This window comes from Sphingomonas sp. HMP6 (assembly GCF_013374095.1).
Taxonomy (GTDB): Bacteria; Pseudomonadota; Alphaproteobacteria; order Sphingomonadales; family Sphingomonadaceae; genus Sphingomonas.
Map to the genome: position 1 here is coordinate 294611 of NZ_AP022672.1, position 14442 is coordinate 309052.

Consider the following 14442-nt stretch of genomic DNA (forward strand, 5'->3'; position numbering starts at 1 on the left):
GTCAGTTGGTCCTCTGCACGCCGGGCATCGGCAGGCCGGCACCGGTCAGGCGCGCGGTGTCGTCGGCGGAATTCTTGGCGGTCGCCTTGCTCGGCGCAGCCCTGGTGACGGGTGGGTTGGCCGGCGTGGGCATTGCCGACATCTCGGTTGAGTGCTGGTCGCCTGAATGCTGGTCGGCTGAATGCTGGCCCGCCGCATGCGGCGCCATCGCGGGCATCCCGCCGGCATCGGCCATCATCATGTCGCGCATGCACGTCTCGCCCGGCGCGACGCAGCGATTAGCGGCGGCATCGAACAGCCCGGGGGCGACCGCGGCAAAACGCATCACCGGCGCGTCGGCACTGGGCTTGGCGAGCTTGAGATACCCCGCGCGGTCGAGCGCCCCGCCGCCGGCGCGAATCCGCTGGACCCAGCCGTCGAAGCCGCGCTCGGGCAACGCATGGAAGCGGAAGTGCATTCCCGAGAAGCCCTCGCCGCTGAAATTGGACGAGAAGCCGGTGAAATTGCCCGGACGGTTGACGACGGCGTTGAGCTTGGTCGTCATCCCCGGCATCGCGTAGATCTGCCCGGCGAGGTTGGGTACGTAGAACGCGTTCATCACGTTCGATGCGGTCAGCTCGAATTCGATCGGGCGGTCGAGCGGCGCTGCCAGTTCGTTGACCGTGGCGATTCCGTATTCGGGGTAGATGAACAGCCATTTCCAGTCGAGCGCGACGACTTGCACACGCAGCGGCTTGGCGGTCGCGGAGATCGGGCGCTTCGCGTCGATCCGCCCGATCGGGCGGTACGGATCAAGCAAATGCGTGCTCGTCCATGTCACCGCGCCAAGGCAGATGATGATCAGCAGCGGAGCCGCCCAGATCACCAGCTCCAGCGCGGTCGAATGATGCCAGTCGGGCGTGTAGGTCGCGCCGGTATTGGTGTGGCGGTAGCGCCACGCGAACAGCGCGATCAGCGCCAGGACCGGCACGATGATCAGCAGCATCAACGCGGTCGAGAGCACCACGAGGTTGCCCTGTTGTGCCGCGACATCGCCCGCCGGATCGAGCACGACCGCGCTGCACCCGGAAACAAGGACGGGGACAGCCAGCAGGGCAATCGACCGGAGCGCGCTACGCGAAAGCAGGGGGATAGGCATGCGGCGCAGATAGGCCGAGCGCGACGCAGCTCCCATTGGACACTTTGTCCAATGCCACCGGTCCGGCAAGAAGGCTAAATCAACCGTAGAGCGATGTTCGCCCGGAGTATCTGACCGTCATGGAAGCCACCGCCACGCCCAGCTCGCGCGCGATCGAGGCAGACGCCGGGCGCATCAACGCCGCGCATGACGAGGTCACGTCCGGCGAGATCGCGATCGGCGTCGTCATCGGTCGTACCTCTGAATTTTTTGATTTTTTCGTGTACGCGATTGCCTCGGTGTTGGTGTTCCCGAGCGTGGTCTTCCCGTACGTCGACCGGTTGACCGGCACGCTCTATTCGTTCGCCCTGTTCGCGCTTGCATTCGTCGCGCGCCCATTCGGGTCATTTCTGTTCCTCGCGATCGACCGCGCATACGGGCGCGGCACGAAGCTGACGATCGCGTTGTTCCTGCTCGGCGGGGCGACGGTGTCGATCGGCTTCTTGCCCGGTTATACCACGGTCGGGGTGTGGGCCGCGATCCTGCTCGGGTTGTTCCGCGTCGCGCAGGGTGTGGCACTGGGCGGCGCGTGGGACGGGCTGTCTTCGCTGCTCGCGCTCAACGTCCCCGAAAATCGGCGTGGCTGGTATGCGATGATCCCGCAGCTCGGCGCGCCGCTCGGGCTGATGGTCGCCGCCGGCTTGTTCGCCTATTTCACCGCGACGCTCTCGGCGGTCGATTTCCTCGACTGGGGCTGGCGCTACCCGTTCTTCGTCGCCTTTGCGATCAACGTGGTCGCGTTGTTCGCGCGGCTGCGCATCGTCAGCACCAAGGCGTATCAGGATTTGTTCGACAGCCGCGAGCTGCAACCCGCGCCGGTGCTGCAGACGGTACGCGGGCAGGGCCGGACGATCGTGATCGGCGCGTTCGCCCCTCTGGCCAGTTTCGCGCTGTTCCACATGGTGACGGTGTTCCCGCTGTCCTGGGTGTTCCTGTACACCAGTGCCACGCCAGAGCGTTTCTTGATCATCGAGCTGGTCGGCGCGGCGATCGGTGTCGCGGCGATCGTCGCCTCGGGCTATCTCGCGGACCGAATCGGGCGACGCTATCTGCTCGGCGTGAGCGCCGCGGCGATCGCGGTGTTTTCCGGGTTCGCGCCGCAATTGCTGGCGGCAGGCGAAACGGGGGAGATCGTATTCATGGTGCTCGGCTTCGCGTTGCTCGGCCTGTCCTTCGGGCAATCATCGGGCGCGGTGGCGTCCAACTTCAGCGGCGAAGCGCGCTATACCGGCGCGGCACTGACCTCGGATCTCGCCTGGCTGGTCGGGGCGGGGTTCGCGCCACTGGTGGCCTTGTTCTTGTCGTCGCAGTTCGGACTGATCGCATCGGGTGCCTATCTTCTGTCGGGCGCGCTGGCGACACTGATAGCACTCGGCCTCAATCGGGAATTGGCGAGCAAGGCGTAGCGGGGGGGCGACGCGCGCGACCTGTCGGGCGGCGAGCTGCAACCCGTGGCGATCGCGCGGACGCTGGTCCATAGACCAACGTTGATCCTTGCCGAGGAGCCGACCGGCAACCTCGATCCCGAGACCAAGGCGCGTCCTGACGCTGTTTGCTGGTGCCGCGAGCGTGGCGCGGCGGCGGTGCTGGTCACGCATTCCGAGGCCACCGCGACGATCCCCGATCGAGTGCCGACCTTGGCCTCCGCGGGATCGGAACCTCCTTAAAACTCACATTCGTCAGCATCTTCGAGAGGTTGTAGCGCCAAACAATGGGGTCCCGCTTTGGCGCTTTTCCACAACCGAGATATTGCCATTCCGACGGTTTAGCGGTTTTCCATAGGATGCTTGCTCGTGACGCTGATGAAATGCCGGAAAATGGTCCCTACATCGAGGCATCAATTCCTGAGGGCCCGTTGACATGACCACGCATATGCAGATCGATTTCGTGTCCGACGTATCCTGTCCGTGGTGTGTGATCGGTTTGAAGGGGCTTGAGCAGGCATTGGCCAATGTCGGCGATCTGGTCGAAGCTGACATCCGCTTTCAGCCGTTCGAGCTCAATCCACAGATGCCGGCTGAAGGTCAGGATATTGCCGAGCACATCCAGCAGAAATACGGGTCCACCCCCGAGCAATCCGCCGACAATCGAGCGACGATCCGTGACCGCGCGGCAGGGCTCGGGTTCAGGATGGCGATGTCGGAAGGCAGTCGTATCTACAATACGTTTGACGCGCATCGCCTGCTCCATTGGGCCGCGATCGAGGGCCGACAGCGTGAAGTGAAGCACGCGCTGTTCGAGGCGTATTTCACGGATGGCCGTAATCCGGGCGATACCGAGGTGTTGGTCGAAGTGGCTAAGAAGGCCGGCCTCGACGGGGACGCTGCCCGCGAGGTAATTACTTCGAATTTGTATGCGCAAGAGGTCCGCGAGGACGAGCGGCTGTGGCAATCACAAGGTGTCTCCGCGGTTCCTGCGGTTATCATCAACCGAAAATATCTTATCTCGGGTGGTCAGCCGCCTGAGGCGTTCGAGGGCGCGCTTCGCAAGATCGCCGCGGAAGCATGACCCTGGAAACGGCCTGCTGTGCGTCGCCGCAAGCAAGCCTTGGCTAGCGAACCAACGGCCGAACCTCCTTGATCAGGTCGATCAGCAAACGCAGTCCGGTAGGACGATGCCGCCGCCCGGAATAGTAGAGGTGGAACCCGCTGCCTGTCGTTGCCCATTCGCCCAACACCCGCTGGAGGTCGCGGCTGAAGCCGAACACTAGTTTGTCGTCAGAAGGCGAAAGGCTTACCCTGAATGGCGGATTGTGACCCTTTCCGCGAACGAGCCTTAGCGGCAGTACCATCCTGCCAAGCTGTTAGCACACGTACAGCGGGCGCATTTACGTGCTTCGCTTCGGTTTCCGCGGTTTGGGTGCCGGCAGCTTCGCTGCGGTGGCGCGCAGTATTTTACCGAGCCATTCAGCATCGTCCCAGCGATCGGCCACGATAAGAAGGTGCGGCTTGGCCCCTGGATAAGGCGGCGCTTCCGACACCGGCTCGGCATGAAGGCGACCGGATGCCGTTGGCTTGACGTAGAGTTGATCGTCGCAGATCGAGCCGATCATCTTACCGTCGAGGTAGACGCCGTATTCCCCGAACATCGGCTGAATCAACAGGTCGCCAGCGCCCGATCCCTGTTCGAGCAGATAATCGACCGTGCGTTGCTGCGTTGTCATATGCTCACGCTAACAGACGCCCGTCGCGAGGGGCAATGGGCCGACCATCGTTTGGGTCCGGGTTTTCGCCGAAAAGAATGATATTGAGGACAGCGTGGTCGTCTGTACCGGCCAATTGGCTCGACCGAATTCCTGACGCCGATCGATGAAACCTTGGGGGTGCGTTGCCCGACGCCTTCGGTATAGGGCCTGCCATGACTCTGCTGCAGGCCCTCGTTGACGATCTTACAACCCTGAACGACGCTGATCGCTTGCGCAGGTTGCAACCGCGTGGCGGCGTGGATTTCGCCTCGAACGACTATCTCGCGCTGGCCGGCGCGCCCCGTATGCGGGCTGCGGTGGAGGCGGCGCTGGCCCGCGGCGTCCCGCTCGGGTCGGGCGGATCGCGGTTGCTGCGGGGGAATGATCCGGAGCATGAGGCGCTCGAGGCGGAAGCAGCGACCTTCTTCGGCAGCGAGACGGCGCTATTCTTCTCCAGTGGATACGCCGCCAATAGCGCGCTGTTCGCGACGCTGCCGCAGCGGGGTGATCTCGTCGTCTACGACGCGCTGATCCACGCCAGCACGCACGAGGGGATGCGGATTGGCCGCGCGGCGACGAGTGCGGCCAAGCACAACGACCCTAGCGCGATCGATGAGACGATCGCGGCGTGGCGACGCGATGGAGGCGTGGGTCGCCCCTGGATTGCGGTCGAAAGCCTGTATAGCATGGACGGCGACCGCGCCCCGCTCGGCGACCTGATGGCGGTGGCGGAGCGGCATGAGGCGATGCTGCTGATCGATGAGGCGCACGCGACCGGCGTCTTCGGGGATCGGGGCCGCGGCCTCGCCGCCGGGCTTGAGGGCCAGGAGAATGTCGTCACGCTGCGCACCTGCGGCAAGGCGCTCGGGTGCGAGGGGGCGTTGCTGTGCGGCCCGCGCACGATGCGCGATTTCCTCGTCAATCGCGCGCGGGGCTTCATCTTCTCGACCGCGCCATCGCCGCTGATCGCCGCCGCCGTGCGCGAGAGTTTGCGGATATTGGCCGATGAACCCGGGCGCCGCGCGCGGCTCGCGGCCCTGATCGCCTTTGCCGAACGCACGCTTGCGCCGTGCGGCGTCACGGCGACTGGATCGCAGATCCTGCCGCTGATGGTCGGCGCGGATGCGGTGGCGATGGAGATGGCGAACGCGCTTCAGGCGGCCGGCTTCGACGTGCGCGGCATTCGGCCACCGACCGTGCCACCTGGCACCGCGCGGCTGCGGCTTTCGCTGACCTTGAATGTAACCGAAGCAGAGATCACGGCGCTGGCCGATGCCCTCAAGGAACTGAAGTAATGCGTGGAAATACGATCGTCGTGACCGGCACGGATACCGATGTCGGCAAGACCGTCTTTTCGGCCGCTTTGGCCGGTGCCCTTGGCGCGCAGTATTGGAAGCCGGTTCAGGCCGGGCTGGACCCGTCGAGCGATGCCGCCAGCGTGACCTTGCTGTCGGACCTGCCGCCAGAGCGCATTTTGCCAGAAGCCTATCGTCTGAACACCCCCTGTTCCCCGCACCGCGCGGCCGAGATCGACGGGGTGACGATCGAGTCCGATCGGCTGGCACTCCCGCAGATCGCAGGTCCGCTGGTGGTGGAAGGGGCGGGCGGCGTGCTGGTGCCAGTGACGCGCGATCTGCTGTTCGCCGATCTGTTTGCGCGCTGGGCGTGCCCCGTGGTGCTGGTCGCGCGGACCGCGCTCGGCACGATCAACCACAGCCTGTTGTCGATCGAGGCGCTGCGCGGTCGCGGCGTGCCGATCCTCGGCATCGCCTTCGTCGGTGACGCGCAGGACGACAGCGAAGCGACGATCGCGCAGATCGGCGGCGTCAAGCGCCTTGGCCGCCTCCCGCTGCTCGATCCGCTGAATGCGGCGACGCTGGCGGCAGCGTTTGCTGCCGCCTTCGACCTGGACGATTTTCGATGACGCCCTCGCCGATCTGGCATCCTTTCACGCAGCATGGTCTGGGCGAACCGATCCCGCGCGTCAGCCATGCCGAAGGCGCGGTGCTCTACACCGATGACGGGCGGCGGATCGTTGATGGCATCAGCTCGTGGTGGGTCACCACGCACGGGCATTGCCATCCGCGCATCATGGCGGCGATCGCCGAACAGACTACTAAGCTCGACCAGATCATTTTCGCGGGCTGGACCCACGAACCCGCCGAGACGCTCGCGCGCGGTTTGACCGCGATCATGCCGCCCTCGCTCACCCGCGTATTCTTCTCGGACTCAGGCTCGACCAGCGTCGAAGTCGCGCTGAAGATGGCGCTTGGCTTCTGGGCCAATCGCGGGAGCCCGCGGCACCGCATCCTGGTGCTGGAGCATAGCTATCATGGCGATACGATCGGCGCGATGTCGGTCGGCGCGCGCGGTGCGTTCAACGCCAGCTATGCGCCGCTGCTGTTCGACGTCGGCACCATCCCGTTTCCGGTGGCGGGCGGCGAACAGGCCACACTCGACGCATTGGAGCAAGCGTGCCGCGCGGCACCGGCGGCGCTGATCGTCGAGCCGCTGATCCTGGGGGCGGGCGGGATGTTGATCTATCCCGCCTGGGTGCTTGCCGAGATGCGCGCGATCTGTGCGCGCCACGACGTGCTGTTCATCGCCGACGAAGTGATGACCGGCTGGGGCCGCACCGGCACGCTGCTGGCGTGCGAGCAGGCCGGGATCGTGCCCGACATCCTGTGCCTGTCCAAGGGCCTGACCGGCGGTGCGGTGCCGCTTGCCGTGACGATGGCGAGCGAGGCGATTTTCGAAGCGCATCTGTCGCAGGACCGCGCGCGGATGTTCTTTCACTCCTCCAGTTACACCGCCAACCCGATCGCGTGCGCCGCTGCCACTGCGAACCTGGCGATCTGGCGCGAGGAGCCGGTGCTCGCGCGGATCGCCGATCTCTCGGCGCGGCAGCGGGATCGGTTGCCAATGCTCGCCGCGCTTCCCAACATAAGACACGCGCGCCAAATCGGCACGATCACCGCGATCGACTTGATCGACCCGACGGGGAGCGGTTATCTCTCGCACCTCGGCCCGCACCTGCTCGCGCATTTCCAGGCGCACGATCTGCTCGTGCGGCCGCTCGGGAATACGGTCTATCTGATGCCGCCGTATTGCATCGCCGATGGAGATCTCGATCGCTTGTATCACGGCATCACAGACGCCGCAGACGCGGTCGCGCGGATGTAGCGAGTCGAGCACGCAAGCCAGCACTGGTTCGTGAGCCTCGACGACGCGGTCGGAAAATGCGAAATCTGGCGGATAGGCTATAACGCGGTACGATTATGGGGCGGGATCGGCGACAAGCCGCCGATCCCGCTGGTAAACCGGTCGGCGGCACATATGACCCGCCACAACCGGCAGGAACTGAATGACGCCCAGCCGGGGGGCAAGAACGGTAACATGTCAAAAAAACGGTTTTTCTTTGGTTGCTGCTGGGTAAAAGACGGGGGCCGTCACCCAGAACCAAGCCCTCCATTTATTGCAGGATAGTCATCATGACAATCAGTCGTCGTGTAGTGCTTTTATCCGCCGGCAGCACCGCCATGACATCTTTGCTGGCGTGCCCAGCTTTCTCTGTCGCGCGCAGAGCCGACGGCGCTGCCCCGCCAGCCTGGGTTCCAGAGCTTAAGAAGTCTCTGACAATGGCCGCACACACATTGACCAAGACACTGAAGCCTTGGACCGGTCCGAAGACTGTCGCGCTTCCCGAGGACTATGGATTCATTCCGAATTCAACTGCCCCGGCCACTGTAGCCATTCAGGCCGCTGTAGATGCACTCGCCGCACAAGGCGGCGGTACCGTTCGCCTCACAGTGGGGGACTATGTTTCGGGAACCATAGAGTTGCGGTCCAACATCAGGCTGGAAGTCAGCAAGGGCGCGCGCCTCCTAGGTAGCCTTTCGCTCAGTGACTATCCGGAGAAGGTTGCAGCCCGCAAAACGGTGATGGACTCCAATATGGGCATGAATCAATCTTTGATTTTTGCCGAGGGCGTTACCAATATTTCCGTCGCAGGCGACGGTATCATCGATGGCCGCGGAAGCAAGGCGAACTTTCCTGGCAAACAGACGGTTGGCACGACCCCAGGGCGCCCCTTTCTGATACGGGTGATCGACTGCAAAAAGGTCCACATTGTTGGCATTCGCCTGCATGATGCAGCCTGCTGGATGCAAAACTATCTCAATTGCGAGGACTTGCTGATCGAGGATATTTTCGTAAGCAACCAGGCAAACTTCAACAATGATGGCCTCGACATTGATGGTTGTCGGCGTGTGATAGTGCGCAATAGCATCATCAATTCAGAAGATGACGCAATGTGCTTCAAGGGTGCGTCCCAGCGCCCCATGGAAGACGTTCTTGTCGAGAATTGCCAGTTTTACACGAGTTGCAATGCGATCAAATTCGGCACTGATTCTCAGGGTGATTTCCGGCGCATCCTGGTCCGTAACGTAACGATTGGAGGTACGCCGGCACACATGCCTGCTATCAATCGGCGGACCGCAAGCTCCGGCATTACGTGGGCTATCGTCGATGGCGGCACGCTTGAGGATGTCTATGTGCATGACGCAAGGATATTCCGCTCGAAGTCGCCGCTTTACCTCCGACTGGGCGACCGCGGACGGGTTCGACCGGAGGATCCTGTGCCTGCACCAGGGACTATGCGTCGTATCGTATTCGAAAACATCTCCGGCAAAGAAAACGACTCCCGCGGGTCATATTTTTTAGGCATCGCTGATCGCAAAATCGAAGATGTGGTCTTGAAGAATGTTCATTTGTGGGGCGCCGGGTCTGCATCGGAAGGCCCGGATGAAAGCGAGATCGACCAGATGCGCAAACGATACCCCGATGCACAGAATTTGAAGCTCGCGCCGGCCTATGGCCTGTGGGCTCGCCATGTGCGGAGGCTGACCCTGATAAATGTCGATTTCGTCGTCGACCAGCCTGATCCGCGACCCAAGATCTTGACGAAAACAGATGTCGACGATGTCGTAATTGCGTGAAGCGGCACCGTCCTTGCCCGTGCAGTGAGGACCAGCATGGTTGCGCAGAACATCGTTCGGCATGGCTCGGAGCCGGCGTACGAGGACGGCGGGACGCTAGGCTTTAGCCGTGTGGGCCAAGCCGACGGACAACGCGTTCGTGGAATCGTTCAGTAATCGCCTGCGCGACGAATGGCTGAACACCCGTTGGTTCGAAGACGCCCGAGCCAAGATCGATGCCTGGCGGCGGGACTGTAACGAGAGCTGTCCTCATACATCGCCTGGCTGGCCGACGCCGATCGAAGATGCTGCGGCCGCAGCCCAGATCGTCGCCAAATGAACGCCGGATACTTACCTTCGGACTGGATGAGAAACCAGGGTGACCCTAACAAACGGCCGGTCTTTGGCTGGCGCTGGATGAAAGGCGGGGGTCTCGTCAATCGGCGTGCAAAAAGAACTCGTTGCCCTGCGCAGATCATGCGGCGACTGGCTGATCAACTTTCGAGTGCAAGGAAAAAAAGGGGTAGCGGCTATTTTTTTGGCCGGATCGACACCGACCAACGTCAGTAGCAAGTAAGCATTCTGTTTTGCTGAAAGCCATCTTCCGCTGGTAAGCCCATCGGAAATATAGCGAGATTTGGCCTTAGTGCCTGATTCAGAACTTTCTCAAGCGTAGCAGTATTTTGCGGTCCTTCGGGTGAGCATTCGGATGGATGCCAGCAGCGCCCATGCGGTTGACGATGCGATGGAGGTCTCCCAGTCTTTGGCGAGGCGGCGACATCGACCGAGCCATGCAAAAGTGCGCTCGACGACCCAGCGCCGGGGAAGGATTTCGAAGCCTTTGGCGGTATCGGAGCGCTTGATGATCTCGATGGTCCAGTTGCCATGGCGAGCCATGGCGTCGCGCAGCTTCGGCCCGGCATAGCCGCCATCGGCAAAGACATGGCGCAGCCATGGGAAGCGCTGGCGGATCGCTTTGAGCACATCGACAGCGCCGTCCCGGTCCTGAATGTCAGCCCCGTGGACAAGGATGAAGACCAGAAAACCGCATGTGTCGGTCAGGATATGGCGCTTGCGACCCTTGATCTTCTTGCCTGCATCATAGCCGCAAATTCCCCCGCTTTCCGTTGTTTTGACCGACTGGCTATCGATCACACCGGCGCTGGGCGAGGCCTCGCGTCCTTCGATTTCGCGCAGGTTCATGACCAACGCCATGTTCATCGCATCGAACAGACCGCAATCGCGCCAGGCGTAGAAATAGCGCCGCACGGTCGAAACCGGCGGAAAGCATTTCGGCAACAGCCGCCATGCACAACCACTCGCGGCAATGTAGAGCATGGCGTTCACTGCTTCTCGCATATCCGTCGTGCGACGCCGCCCACCCCGCTTCGCGGGCGGGATAAACGGTGCCGTCAGCATCCATTCCCGATCCGTCATATCGCTTGGATAGCGCAACCCTTCCCGGCTATGCTCATGCCGGGCAATACCAGTCCATGCCATCGTTCACTCCATCTCTTTGCAAAGACGGCTTGAATCACAACATGCTGGTATTGCTCAACAACTTTCGGATCGGGCTCTTAGGCGCCGGCAACAGACCTTCACTTCAGGCCGCCCGACAACCCCTGTGCGCGCCTGAGATAAAAGCACCACTTGAATTGCCCTGGCTTTATTGATACCGGTGTCATATAGGTTGATGAGTGGTGTTTAACCACCGAAGCTAAAAGTGGGGAGGATTATATGACGACTAAGGCATCAAGCCGTTTTTTGTCAGGTTCCAGCTTGATTGTGGTGGTCGCCAGTTTGGCATTTGGCTCGCCGGCTGCTGCTGAACAGGTAACAGCTGCCGCCGCACCGGGTTCCAAGGCTATTGCGGTTGCAACGCCGGAGGATCAGGCAACCGGGCCGCAGACCAGTCAGGCCGATGCCGACAATGATGGGTCGCGCGACATCGTTGTCACCGGTTTCCGCAAATCGCTGCAAGACGCACTCAGCATAAACGCCTGTCCAACCAGATCGTCGATGCGATCACGGCAGAGGACATCGCCAACTTCCCCGATGCTAACTTGGCCGAATCAATCCAGCGCCTGCCCGGCGTTTCCATTGACCGCGACAATGGTGAAGGTCGCACGATCACGGTGCGCGGCCTCGGTGGCGATTTCCAACAGGTTCGGCTGAACGGCGCCGATGCGCTTAGTATTTCGGGCGGCAACCAGTCCGATTCGGGCGCTAACCGCTCCCGCGGGTTCGATTTTAACACCTTCGCGTCGGAGCTATTTGGCGGCGTCAAAATTACCAAATCAACTGCGGCTTCAAATGACGAGGGGTCGCTGGGTGCGATCATTGATTTGAACACGGGGCGCCCGCTGGCGAACAAGAAGAGCCGCTATGCCTTTGGTGGCGAGGCTGAATATCGCGAGAATGGTAAAAGCTTCAATCCACGGCTTACGGCGCTGATATCCCAGCATATCACCGATAATTTCGGCATTCTGGGTACGGTTGCGTACCAAAAGCAGGATCAGTTGATCGATTCGTACCGGCGTAGTCCGGGCCAGTTCGAATATACCTATCGCAACGCGCAGTTGAACGGAGTGACACCGCTCACCTTTGGCTTTGCACGCCCCTCCACGGCGGGCACGGGGGCGACCTTTGGGTCAGATCCGGCAGCCTATGCGCTGGTGACGCCAACGACAATCATTCCGGCTTTGCCATCAATCTCGCGCCAGGAACTGGGGTATGAGCGGCTGGGGGCGACGCTGACTGCACAGTGGCGGCCGACTGATCATACCGAAATCATCCTTGATGGCGTCTATTCGCGCTACACACAGGATTCGACCGTCAGCGGCATCACGACTGTGGGCCTGAACCGCAACGGCACCAATGCCCGTGTAGCGCAGACCGGGGCAAATGGCCTACGTGCAGTCGGAACGGCGAACGGCAATGCTGATCGTGTCGCATTGTACCCAAACTGCGTACCATCTGCCGCGCTCGACTGTAACGGAACTGCGGACGGAACTGGTGTAGGAAGCGCAGCGCTGCCTGGTTTTCTCAACAGCCTTAACCCGCGCAATCTTAATCCGTTTGATTATTACAACAACCCCGCCTCACCCGGGTTCTTACCAACCGCCAACCAGACCGGTTTTTTTAACGAACTCATCGGCCGCCCCAACACCAAGATTCGCGCAGCCAATGTGAATACTGCAGGCCAGGCCGATTATCTCGTGCTCGACGATGTTGACTGGCGCAGCTTTGCCGACTCGCAGTCGGGACAGACAACATTCTGGCAGGCCACCATTGGCGTGAAGCATGATTTCGGCAGCGACGTGCATTTTGAATATACCGGCGGCTATTCGCGCTCAGAGTTCAAAGCGCGGGGCTATCTGACGGAATTCAATGCCATCGACCAGGATGGCTATACCTATGATGAGCGCGGCGGCGGGTCGATGCCGGTGTTCAACCCAGGATTCGACGTGTCCAATCCCGCGAATTTTTCGCTGGTGAAGGGCCTGTCGACGATCCGCATATTCACGGATGACGTGCAAAACACGTTCACCGTCAGCCGAGGAAGCCTGGCCTGGGATGTCAGCCCGGAACTAAAGCTGAGCGCGGGCATGACGTACAAGCGCTTCACCTTTTTCAGCAACTCCGGGCGCAATAATACGGCAGTCGAGGCAATCAATCCAACACTGGTCGAGCTCGGGTTAAACTCAGCCGCCAGCCTCGGCCGCACACTTGGATTTGGCCAGGGGTTAACCTTGCCGGCGGGCACGCCCACCAGCTTTTTCGTGCCAGATCTCAACAAGTTCATCAGTACGCTCGGGATCGACTGCAACTGCGTCAACCAATTTTCGGACTACCGGCTGCTCACCGATGGCCGCAACGCGAACCGCGTGACTGAGCGCGATTTGGCAGGCTTTTTCCAGGTTGATTGGGACACCGAATTGTTCGGGCGGCCAATCCGGGGCAACGCGGGTGTTCGCGTGGCGAATACCCGGGTCGACGCCACCGGATCAGTTGGCGGCGCAGGCAATGGCGTGGTTGGCGTAATCGTTACCGCAAGTAACAGCTACACTGATGTGCTGCCTGCCGGAAACCTGGTATGGACGGTTGCGCCAAACTTTCTGGTCCGCTTTGCCGGGGCTAAGGTGATCGCCCGGCCGCAACTGTCATCGCTAACCCCCGGCACTACATCGTTCCCCACCGGCCTGCCGGCCAATGGCTCTGCTCCGGGGATCACCGTTGGCAATCCCTATCTGCAGCCGTTCCGGGCAACCAATTTCGATCTCAGTTTCGAGAAATATTTTGGCAAGAACGGACTGATCGCGGTTGCACTGTTCTCGAAGAAGCTTGCCAATTTCCCCCAGCAGACTGCCGGGGAAGTGCCGCTGTCGTCGGTCTATGATCCAGCGACGTACCAAGCAGTTCTCGGGACCATTATCTCGCCGACCTTGCTTGCCTATACCCAGGCAGACGGCGTGTATGCGGTGCGCCAGTTCAACGATGCGCCGGGCGGGGTTATTCGGGGTATTGAAGTGAACGTTCAGTCGAACTTCAGCTTTTTGCCAGCGCCATGGGATAATTTCGGGGTCACCGCAAACTACACACACATTGAATCACGGCTGAGCTATTTGACCGGAACAACGTCGTCGACAACCCAGACAGGCACGGCCCCAACGGCCATTAATACCTTTGCCAGCGCACCTTTCCTGAACACGTCACCCGACGCCTTCAACGCCACATTTTATTATGAGGATAAGAAGTTTTCGGCACGCATTTCAGGCGCGTATCGCACCGAATATGTCAACCGCTTTCCGCTGGCGACAGGTACCTGCAGCTTGGGCTTGACGACTAACGCCGGTGGGGTGTGCAACTCGCCAGTGATCGCCGATTTCGGGTATAACGCTAATACGTTCAACCTCGATTTCTCGACCAGTTATGCGCTGACGCCCTGGGCCCGGCTATCGCTTGAGGGCCGCAACATGACCAACACACCGCAGTCCCGGTCAATGTATGCCGCCAACCCGCTGACCTCGCTCTATGCGGGAACGGGACGGATCATCACCGCTGGATTGCGCTTGGTTTTCTAAGCTGATCGCGGCGTAACGACG

13 protein-coding genes and 1 pseudogene are annotated in these 14442 nt (G+C 61.3%); 11 read left to right on the plus strand and 3 right to left on the minus strand.

All coding sequences use genetic code 11. From position 1 onward, the window contains the following. Position 1: 1 nt before the first annotated feature. Positions 2 to 1138, minus strand: a complete 1137-nt coding sequence (gene cyoA, locus HMP06_RS01465) for a ubiquinol oxidase subunit II (RefSeq protein ID WP_176495478.1) — start codon at positions 1136 to 1138, stop codon at positions 2 to 4. A gap of 119 nt (positions 1139 to 1257) precedes the next feature. Between cyoA and HMP06_RS01470 the strand changes: the two genes are divergently transcribed. The 3 genes from HMP06_RS01470 to HMP06_RS01480 all read left to right on the plus strand — a co-directional run bounded on the left by HMP06_RS01470 (position 1258) and on the right by HMP06_RS01480 (position 3685). Further along, positions 1258 to 2583 (plus strand): MFS transporter, encoded by a 1326-nt coding sequence (locus tag HMP06_RS01470; protein ID WP_176495479.1) that lies wholly within the window; start codon positions 1258 to 1260, stop codon positions 2581 to 2583. An 81-nt stretch (positions 2584 to 2664) separates the two neighbouring features. Then, a complete protein-coding gene (locus HMP06_RS17845; RefSeq protein WP_176495480.1) occupies positions 2665 to 2844 on the plus strand; it encodes a hypothetical protein in 180 nt (59 codons plus the stop codon). A 193-nt stretch (positions 2845 to 3037) separates the two neighbouring features. After that, a complete protein-coding gene (locus tag HMP06_RS01480; protein WP_176495481.1) occupies positions 3038 to 3685 on the plus strand; it encodes a DsbA family oxidoreductase in 648 nt (215 codons plus the stop codon). 319 nt (positions 3686 to 4004) lie between these two features. Here HMP06_RS01480 and HMP06_RS01485 read toward each other — a convergent pair whose 3' ends face one another. After that, positions 4005 to 4340 carry a TfoX/Sxy family protein gene (locus tag HMP06_RS01485; protein ID WP_176495482.1) on the minus strand — a complete coding sequence of 112 codons (336 nt, stop codon included), beginning with the start codon at positions 4338 to 4340 and terminating at the stop codon, positions 4005 to 4007. A 194-nt stretch (positions 4341 to 4534) separates the two neighbouring features. Here HMP06_RS01485 and HMP06_RS01490 point away from each other — a divergent pair, with 194 nt between their 5' ends. The 6 genes and pseudogenes from HMP06_RS01490 to HMP06_RS01515 all read left to right on the plus strand — a co-directional run. Beyond that, on the plus strand, positions 4535 to 5656 hold the full coding sequence (locus tag HMP06_RS01490; protein WP_176495483.1) for an 8-amino-7-oxononanoate synthase: 1122 nt from the start codon (positions 4535 to 4537) through the stop codon (positions 5654 to 5656). Further along, positions 5656 to 6285, plus strand: coding sequence for a dethiobiotin synthase (bioD, locus tag HMP06_RS01495; RefSeq protein ID WP_176495484.1), 630 nt, complete (start codon positions 5656 to 5658; stop codon positions 6283 to 6285). The genes HMP06_RS01490 and bioD overlap by 1 nt, the downstream gene beginning before the upstream one ends. Then, entirely contained in the window at positions 6282 to 7544 is a 1263-nt protein-coding gene (locus HMP06_RS01500; protein ID WP_176495485.1) for an adenosylmethionine--8-amino-7-oxononanoate transaminase, read from the plus strand. The genes bioD and HMP06_RS01500 overlap by 4 nt, the downstream gene beginning before the upstream one ends. Positions 7545 to 7574: 30 nt before the next feature. Next, positions 7575 to 7847, plus strand: a complete 273-nt coding sequence (locus HMP06_RS01505; protein WP_176495486.1) for a hypothetical protein — start codon at positions 7575 to 7577, stop codon at positions 7845 to 7847. 5 nt (positions 7848 to 7852) lie between these two features. Continuing rightward, positions 7853 to 9358 (plus strand): glycoside hydrolase family 28 protein, encoded by a 1506-nt coding sequence (locus tag HMP06_RS01510; RefSeq protein ID WP_176495487.1) that lies wholly within the window; start codon positions 7853 to 7855, stop codon positions 9356 to 9358. A 75-nt stretch (positions 9359 to 9433) separates the two neighbouring features. Continuing rightward, a pseudogene (locus HMP06_RS01515) lies at positions 9434 to 9677 on the plus strand (integrase core domain-containing protein); the annotation flags it as partial. A 326-nt stretch (positions 9678 to 10003) separates the two neighbouring features. On the opposite strand, the gene HMP06_RS01520 reads toward HMP06_RS01515, so the two are convergent. Further along, positions 10004 to 10837 carry an IS5 family transposase gene (locus tag HMP06_RS01520; protein ID WP_176495489.1) on the minus strand — a complete coding sequence of 278 codons (834 nt, stop codon included), beginning with the start codon at positions 10835 to 10837 and terminating at the stop codon, positions 10004 to 10006. Positions 10838 to 11074: 237 nt separating this feature from the next. Between HMP06_RS01520 and HMP06_RS17850 the strand changes: the two genes are divergently transcribed. Together HMP06_RS17850 and HMP06_RS01525 are read left to right on the plus strand one after the other, a co-directional pair. Beyond that, positions 11075 to 11512: a hypothetical protein gene (locus tag HMP06_RS17850; RefSeq protein ID WP_232089819.1), complete on the plus strand. Its 438-nt coding sequence runs from the start codon at positions 11075 to 11077 to the stop codon at positions 11510 to 11512. Continuing rightward, entirely contained in the window at positions 11401 to 14421 is a 3021-nt protein-coding gene (locus HMP06_RS01525; protein WP_232089821.1) for a TonB-dependent receptor, read from the plus strand. The genes HMP06_RS17850 and HMP06_RS01525 overlap by 112 nt, the downstream gene beginning before the upstream one ends. Positions 14422 to 14442: the final 21 nt, after the last annotated feature.

Bases quoted from the DNA above. Each gene is read 5' to 3' on its own strand.
- cyoA (WP_176495478.1), bottom strand. From the start codon at position 1,138: ATGCCTATCCCCCTGCTTTCGCGTAGCGCGCTCCGGTCGATTGCCCTG.
- HMP06_RS01470 (WP_176495479.1), top strand. From the start codon at position 1,258: ATGGAAGCCACCGCCACGCCCAGCTCGCGCGCGATCGAGGCAGACGCC.
- HMP06_RS01480 (WP_176495481.1), top strand. From the start codon at position 3,038: ATGACCACGCATATGCAGATCGATTTCGTGTCCGACGTATCCTGTCCG.
- HMP06_RS01485 (WP_176495482.1), bottom strand. From the start codon at position 4,340: ATGACAACGCAGCAACGCACGGTCGATTATCTGCTCGAACAGGGATCG.
- HMP06_RS01490 (WP_176495483.1), top strand. From the start codon at position 4,535: ATGACTCTGCTGCAGGCCCTCGTTGACGATCTTACAACCCTGAACGAC.
- bioD (WP_176495484.1), top strand. From the start codon at position 5,656: ATGCGTGGAAATACGATCGTCGTGACCGGCACGGATACCGATGTCGGC.
- HMP06_RS01500 (WP_176495485.1), top strand. From the start codon at position 6,282: ATGACGCCCTCGCCGATCTGGCATCCTTTCACGCAGCATGGTCTGGGC.
- HMP06_RS01510 (WP_176495487.1), top strand. From the start codon at position 7,853: ATGACAATCAGTCGTCGTGTAGTGCTTTTATCCGCCGGCAGCACCGCC.
- HMP06_RS01520 (WP_176495489.1), bottom strand. From the start codon at position 10,837: ATGGCATGGACTGGTATTGCCCGGCATGAGCATAGCCGGGAAGGGTTG.
- HMP06_RS17850 (WP_232089819.1), top strand. From the start codon at position 11,075: ATGACGACTAAGGCATCAAGCCGTTTTTTGTCAGGTTCCAGCTTGATT.